Origin of the sequence: Microcoleus sp. S28C3 (assembly GCF_036700785.1) — a bacterium.
GTDB lineage: Bacteria > Cyanobacteriota > Cyanobacteriia > Cyanobacteriales > Microcoleaceae > Microcoleus > Microcoleus asticus.
Genome location: NZ_JAUBPO010000093.1, coordinates 23,660 through 30,257 on the forward strand (window position 1 = coordinate 23,660; position 6,598 = coordinate 30,257).

Sequence of the window (6,598 nt, forward strand, 5' to 3'; positions counted from 1 at the left end):
AGGCGTTCAAGTCATATTTTACGCAGGGACGTGTTTCCTATTTACATAATTAACGGTGAGCTTTAGAAAAGTTCACTATTCTTTAGTTTTCAGAAGAATTTTTCTTTTGTCCCTTATACCAGAAAGCGAGTCGATCGGGCGACACTCCCAGGAAATAAGCGATGATTACTGTTTGATTAATGGCGGTGGTTTTGATGACCCCAAGCTGCTGCCAGCGACGGGCGGAGGTCAGCACTGGCTGGGGTACTATTTCGATGCGGCCTTGTTTTTTCAACCGGCGCACGAATTCAAAGTCTTCCATGAGGGGCAAGTCGGGAAAACCGCCGATTTTGTCAAAGGTAGCTGCTTTGAGGAAAATGGCTTGGTCGCCGTAGGGCATTTGCAGAAAGTTCGATCGCCAGTTTACCCCTGTTTCTACCAGACGCAGACAGAACCTGCGGGCGTCAATCTTGAGTTGAAAGGCCCCCGCTACTGCGGACGGTTTAGCGAGTGCCTCACGCGCGCCAGAGTCGTACCCGCGAGGTAAATGAGTGTCTGCGTGGAGAAACAGCAGGATGTCTCCAGTAGCTGCGGCTGCACCTGCATTCATTTGGGCTGCGCGGCCTGGGGCGGTGCAGATAACTCGGATGCCCAAAGATTTTGCTATATCTGCTGTACCGTCGCTGCTGCCGCCGTCGGCGACAATTATTTCGACATTTTTTGCGTCCAGGGCGGTGGAGATGACTGGGGCAATTGTAGGTGCTTCGTTTAAGACGGGAATGATAATGGAAATTTTGAGATTGGGATTTTCTGGCGACATACAGACTTAAGCAGCCCGTGAGAGAGAGGGCGGGTTTTGTACAAAGCTGGTTTTGCCCATTTCTGATCCCGGACTCGCCCCTACATTTAGCATTAACGTGGGAGGGCGAGTTTTGTAAAAAGCAAAGCTATTAGTTGCTCATTTTTTACACCGGGCCCGCGCCTACATTGGGCTTTCATGTGGCAGGGCGGGTTTTGTACAAAGCCGATCTGTTAGTTGCTAATTTAGTTGGTAATTTTTGGCTTCTTATCGCGCCTGGGACTATTGTCCCAAGCGCTGTCTAACTGCTACTGAGATTCAGCATTTGGTTAGACAAATACAATTACTATATTATGACGTTCCGGTTTTACAATCAAGCATTTTTATCAAAAAATATATGACAATTTCTAATATTTTATAAACCTTAAATAGACTTTAGTTATTTCAACATATTAATATCTAAACCGAGGAGATCTTCTGGTCTGTCGATATCTGCAAGAGTGGGAAGATAAGCAATATTGAGGTTGAGATTTTGGGCGATCGCCCGCGTACAAGCAAATACTTCACTGGTTCCCCACTGAATGCCACCGAACAATTCCGGTATCGATCGCCGCAGCCCGATCAAATAATAACCTCCGTCTTTTGCCGGGCCCAAAACTAAATCGTGTTGGCTGAGTTCCTCAAAAGCTTGTGCCATGATTTCTGCTTTCAAACCAGGACAATCAGTGCCGATAATTGCAGTTTTCTCAACCCCTGAATTAAAAGACTTTTCAAATGCTGCTGTCATTCTTGCGCCCAAATCGCCGTCTTTTTGGTTTTGACAAATAATATCATTTCCTAACCACTCTTGCATCAGTTGTTGGCTGCCGCCGGATCGGTGAATTTCTACGGATAATCGGCGGGATTTTTGGAGAGAGAGAGCGCAGGCGATCGTCCGTTGGGCCATCAAGCGGTGAAGGTTGGCAGCGCCTGTTTTTCCCAGCACCGGAATTAGTCGAGTTTTGGTTGTTCCCGGTTCGGGATAGCGAGTGAAAACAATCAGTTTTTCCGGCATCATTTATCGTTCATGAGTTTTAAAGGAACCTCACAGGCGCAGAGGCGCAGAGGAACAGAAGAGAAAGAGTTTGACAACTGATTCACGGATTGCCCATCGATGTTGGTGGGTTAGGCGAGGATTTAATTTAATCGCCGCGCCCAACCCAGCATACAATATATTTACTTAAAAATAGCGAGGGGTTAGCTCATTTCTAGCATTCGCTGGATGGGCTGCAAGGCTGCCAGTTGAATATCTAGGGGCATGGTAATTTCGGGGGTTTGATTCTTTAGGGAGAGATACAATTTTTCCAAGGTATTTAATCTCATGTGCGGGCATTCGTTGCAAGCGCAGTTATTATTGGTGGAAGGAGCGGGGATGAAGCGTTTGTGCGGAGCTTGTTTTTGCATTTGGTGAATGATTCCCGGTTCAGTCGCGACAATAAAAGCTTGGCTAGAACTGGACTGAGAATATTTGAGCAAGGCAGTGGTGGAGCCGATGTAATTGGCTTTGACAAATAATATCATTTCCCAACCACTCTTGCATCAGTTGTTGGCTGCCGCCGGATCGGTGAATTTCTACGGATAATCGGCGGGATTTTTGGAGAGAGAGAGCGCAGGCGATCGTTCGTTGGGCCATCAAGCGGTGAAGGTTGGCAGCGCCTGTTTTTCCCAGCACCGGAATTAGTCGAGTTTTGGTTGTTCCCGGTTCGGGATAGCGAGTGAAAACAATCAGTTTTTCCGGCATCATTTATCGTTCATGAGTTTTAAAGGAAGGAACCTCAGAGGCGCAGAGCGTAGAGGAACACAAGAGAAAGAGTTTGACAACTGATTCACGGATTGCCGATCGATGTTGGTGGGTTAGGTGAGGATTTAATTTAATCGCCGCGCCCAACCCAGCATACAATATATTTACTTAAAAATAGCGAGGGGTTAGCTCATTTCTAGCATTCGCTGGATGGGCTGCAAGGCTGCTAGTTGAATATCTAGGGGCATGGTAATTTCGGGGGTTTGATTCTTTAGGGAGAGATACAATTTTTCCAAGGTATTTAATCTCATGTGCGGGCATTCGTTGCAAGCGCAGTTATTATTGGTCGAAGGAGCGGGGATGAAGCGTTTGTGCGGAGCTTGTTTTTGCATTTGGTGAATGATTCCCGGTTCAGTCGCGACAATAAAAGCTTGGCTAGAACTGGACTGAGAATATTTGAGCAAGGCAGTGGTGGAGCCGATGTAATTGGCGTGGCGCAGCACGGGAGGTTCGCATTCTGGGTGGGCAATTATTTCGGCTTCGGGATTTTCGATTTTGAGTTGAACTATCTTTTTTTCTGAGAAGTTTTCGTGGACGATGCAGGCTCCTTGCCAGATCTCCATGTTTCTGCCGGTTTGTTCCATAACATAGCGACCGAGATTGCGATCTGGCCCAAAAATTATGGGCTGATTTTCGGGAATTTGGTTGACAATTTTAACAGCGTTAGAACTGGTGCAAATTATATCGCTCATTGCCTTAATTGCGGCGGTACAATTAATGTAGGAAATTACCAAATGTCCTGGTCGAGCGGCTTTGAAAGCTGCAAAGGCTTCGGGAGGGCAACTGTCGGCGAGGGAACACCCAGCATTTAAGTCTGGCAGCAATACTAATTTGTCTGGATTGAGAATTTTTGCGGTTTCGGCCATGAAATGAACTCCGGCAAAAACTATGACATCGGCGCTGGTGTTGGCGGCTTTGCGGGCAAGTTCTAAGGAGTCGCCAATGAAGTCTGCGATGTCTTGAATATCGGAGTCTTGGTAATAGTGGGCGAGAATGACGGCGTTCAACTCTTGTTTGAGGGCGTTAATTGCTGCAAACAAGTCGTCGGGCAGTCGGGTTTGAGTAAAGTTCGGAGCAGGTGCGGTGGTAAACACAGTTAGAATATTCCGGTGAAGGTGGCGAAGACAGCTAAAGTGTATTTTGAATTATAGTTGAATTCACCAAAAAGTGCTGGCTGTTCAGTGGAGCCAATCTAAAATCTAAAATCTAAAATCCAAAATAGGCTGGGGGAGAGTGCAAAAATTGGTCGCTGTTTCTTATGCTGAGTAAGAAGGGGCTAGGGATCGATCGCACATGACAAATCACATGAATAAAGCTAAATCTATCAAAATTGCGGTGGTGGGGGACGTTCACGATCTGTGGGAACCTGAAGACGGCGAGGCCTTGAAGCATCTGGACGTTGATTTGGTGCTGTTTGTGGGGGATTTTGGCAATGAGTCGGTGGAGGTGGTGCGGGCGATCGCCCAATTGGACATTCGGAAAGCAGCAGTTTTTGGGAACCACGACGCTTGGTACACGGCGACAGAGTGGGGCCGCAGTCAGTGCCCTTACGATCAAACTCAAGAAAATTGGGTGAAACAGCAGTTAGATTTAATGGGAGAAGCTCACGTCGGTTACGGGAAACGAGATTTTCCCGAATTGGGCGTAACTGTGGTGGGAAGCCGCCCGTTTACTTGGGGGGGCTCGGAGTGGAAGTACGGGGATTTTTACTCGGAGTGGTTTGGGGTAGAAAGTTTTGAGGAGTCGGCACAGCGCATAGCAGCGGCTGCTGCTCAGGCGGATTGCGAAAATGTGATTTTTTTGGGTCACACGGGCCCAACGGGGTTAGGAGAGGCTCCTGAAGACCCCTGCGGGCGAGATTGGAAGCCGCTGGGAGGGGATTGGGGCGACCCGGATTTTGCGGAGGCGATCGATCGAACTCGGAGTTCTGGGAAGCACATACCTCTGGTAACTTTTGGTCATATGCACCACAAACTGCGGCACACAAAGCAGGAGTTGCGGAAATCGCTGGAGGTGAGTGCGGAGGGTACGGTGTATTTGAATGCGGCCAGCGTACCGCGAATTGTGGAGAGAGAGTGCTCGAAACTGCGCAATTTCTCGATCGTCCTGCTGGAAAATGGAGCAGTGTCGGAAGTGTCTATGGTATGGGTAGGCGAAGATTTCGCGGTAGAAAGAGAACAAATTCTTTATCGGCGCACTGAATCTGCGGCTATTTGTAGTTAGAGACATTTGCTGGTATGATAAAATTTATGCGCCCGGAGAGGTGGCAGAGTGGTCGAATGCGCTCGACTTGAAATCGAGTGTGGCAGTGATGTCACCGTGGGTTCAAATCCCACCCTCTCCGTTTAATAATTCTCTTGTCAGTTAAGGGTTTCAGATTCTCTATTGCCTCAAGAGTTCCCTTTTCCGCTCATCTTTCGCTCACTCGTGGTATTCTCCAAAAAAAAACACCCCCGCAGGGGTGCTGTTGCTTACCAGGTAATGTTTCTAGCCAACATACTCAACTAAACCCTTCCTCATCTGCCGGGTCGCCGTAGGGGTCTTCGCTGGCCGGACTCACGTCGCCGAACATTCCAGCATCCGCTACGTCGTCAGCGGGGTCGCCGTAGGGGTCTTCGCTGGCCGGACTCACGTTGCCGAACTGTCCGTAGTCGGTACCGGCGTTGTCGGCGGGGTCGCCGTAGGGGTCTTCGCTGGCCGGACTCACGTCGCCGTACTCTCCGGGATTTGAGGCATCTTCGTAATTGCCGTCAGCATCGACTTGCTCGCTGTCTGACCCGACGACCGCATCTTTTAACTTCCGGAAAAATCCGTCTACCATGATAAAGTTCCTCTTTTTTATGTGTTGAAAAATGGCTGTTTTAGATTAAGAATCTCAGATTTAAGTGAAAATCACGAAATCGGCAATCTAAAATCTCAAGTGGTTAGGCTACTGTGCCGGAACAGGACTTGTAGCTTCCGGCACGGTAGTAAGGTCTCGACCGGTAGTTTGGTTGTTGTACCCCTGGAATTCGCGGTAACGCGCTGCCTCGGACTCGGGAACTTTAATTCCTTCAGGCGGGGGCGTTACCCAGACCGCGCGATTCTGGGCATCGCGGTAGTAAACGCGACCGTTTTTGGAAAGGTAATGTTTTCCCTGCGGCCCCTTTTCTTGTTTATTTTTGTACTGATTGTAGATGTAGTAAAGGGCGGCTGCTCCTGCTAAAGTAATCCCTACTTTTTGAGCAGTGTTGAGTCCTTTTTTAGCTTGTGGCGTAGGAGTGGAGCCGCGATTAGGTTGCACTCCTCCAGCGCGAGTATTATCAACAGGAGGCGGAGTAACGGAACTTTGATCGCTAGAACCGCAAGCACTTACAAAGGGAAAGGTCAGCAGCGTTGTCAGCAGCAGAGCCATGAAGCGCGATCTTTTGGGTTCGGGTTTGATTGTGTTCATTGCCGCTCCGAATTGTCGGGATTATTAGGTAGAGTGTGTTCTGGCGAGGTTGAGGAACCTGAGCTGCTGCCAACAGTTTTTAGAGTAAATTAATTTCTCAAAGCAATTGTGACAAAAAAAATAGTTGCTGAGAACTTAACAGCGCAGCTACAGTATGGCGTTTATGGCGTTTCTATTTTAATTATCCTCAAGTCTCTCGAAAATTTCCTCTTTCCAGGGATATAAATAAAGTTTCTTTTATTTCAGTCCGCAGGTATATGCCAATGCGCGCCTTCAGGTAATAATAAATTCCGTTTGTGGACTGCTCAAAGGAAAGTGAAGCAGACGGACGGGACGAGTCCGAAGCTCTAAGCAGCACTGGCGAGGGAAAGGAGGCGGGATGTATAAGTCTGGCGGTGTTTAATTGCGCCGGACTTATTGACTCAGATGCAGACAATTTTGTTGTGGAAATTCTGGAGAGGTCGATCGCACTAAGCTGTTGTGCCTTTAAATAGGGTATAATAAAAAATGAGTTTAGTCAATCTCTACAAAAATGCCAGCTAAAAAC

The 6,598-nt window shown here is 48.0% G+C and carries 8 protein-coding genes, 1 tRNA gene and 1 pseudogene; 3 read left to right on the forward strand and 7 right to left on the reverse strand.

The features are described from left to right. Positions 1-82: 82 nt before the first annotated feature. From QUA13_RS24020 to nadA (QUA13_RS24040), 5 genes and pseudogenes are all read right to left on the reverse strand, one after another. On the reverse strand, positions 83-799 hold the full coding sequence (locus QUA13_RS24020; protein WP_333202575.1) for a TIGR04283 family arsenosugar biosynthesis glycosyltransferase: 717 nt from the start codon (positions 797-799) through the stop codon (positions 83-85). A 418-nt stretch (positions 800-1,217) separates the two neighbouring features. Continuing rightward, positions 1,218-1,835, reverse strand: a complete 618-nt coding sequence (locus QUA13_RS24025) for a TIGR04282 family arsenosugar biosynthesis glycosyltransferase (RefSeq protein ID WP_333202577.1) — start codon at positions 1,833-1,835, stop codon at positions 1,218-1,220. Between the two features lie 179 nt (positions 1,836-2,014). Next, positions 2,015-2,320, reverse strand: a pseudogene (gene nadA, locus QUA13_RS24030) (quinolinate synthase NadA); the annotation flags it as partial. Continuing rightward, a complete protein-coding gene (locus QUA13_RS24035; protein WP_333202579.1) occupies positions 2,265-2,561 on the reverse strand; it encodes a hypothetical protein in 297 nt (98 codons plus the stop codon). The pseudogene nadA (QUA13_RS24030) and the gene QUA13_RS24035, both read right to left, overlap by 56 nt. A 182-nt stretch (positions 2,562-2,743) precedes the next feature. Beyond that, a complete protein-coding gene (gene nadA, locus QUA13_RS24040) occupies positions 2,744-3,712 on the reverse strand; it encodes a quinolinate synthase NadA (protein WP_333202581.1) in 969 nt (322 codons plus the stop codon). A 211-nt stretch (positions 3,713-3,923) separates the two neighbouring features. On the opposite strand from nadA (QUA13_RS24040), the gene QUA13_RS24045 reads away from it, so the two are divergent. Both QUA13_RS24045 and QUA13_RS24050 read left to right on the forward strand, forming a co-directional pair. Continuing rightward, positions 3,924-4,841, forward strand: coding sequence for a TIGR04168 family protein (locus QUA13_RS24045; protein ID WP_333202583.1), 918 nt, complete (start codon positions 3,924-3,926; stop codon positions 4,839-4,841). Positions 4,842-4,875: 34 nt separating this feature from the next. Next, positions 4,876-4,962, forward strand: a tRNA-Ser gene (locus QUA13_RS24050). A gap of 156 nt (positions 4,963-5,118) precedes the next feature. Here the strand turns inward: QUA13_RS24050 and QUA13_RS24055 are convergent. Then, on the reverse strand, positions 5,119-5,439 hold the full coding sequence (locus QUA13_RS24055) for a translation initiation factor (RefSeq protein ID WP_333202585.1): 321 nt from the start codon (positions 5,437-5,439) through the stop codon (positions 5,119-5,121). Between the two features lie 108 nt (positions 5,440-5,547). Next, positions 5,548-6,051: a hypothetical protein gene (locus tag QUA13_RS24060; protein ID WP_333202587.1), complete on the reverse strand. Its 504-nt coding sequence runs from the start codon at positions 6,049-6,051 to the stop codon at positions 5,548-5,550. Positions 6,052-6,347: 296 nt separating this feature from the next. Between QUA13_RS24060 and QUA13_RS24065 the strand changes: the two genes are divergently transcribed. Continuing rightward, positions 6,348-6,545, forward strand: coding sequence for a hypothetical protein (locus QUA13_RS24065; protein WP_333202589.1), 198 nt, complete (start codon positions 6,348-6,350; stop codon positions 6,543-6,545). Positions 6,546-6,598 lie beyond the last annotated feature (53 nt).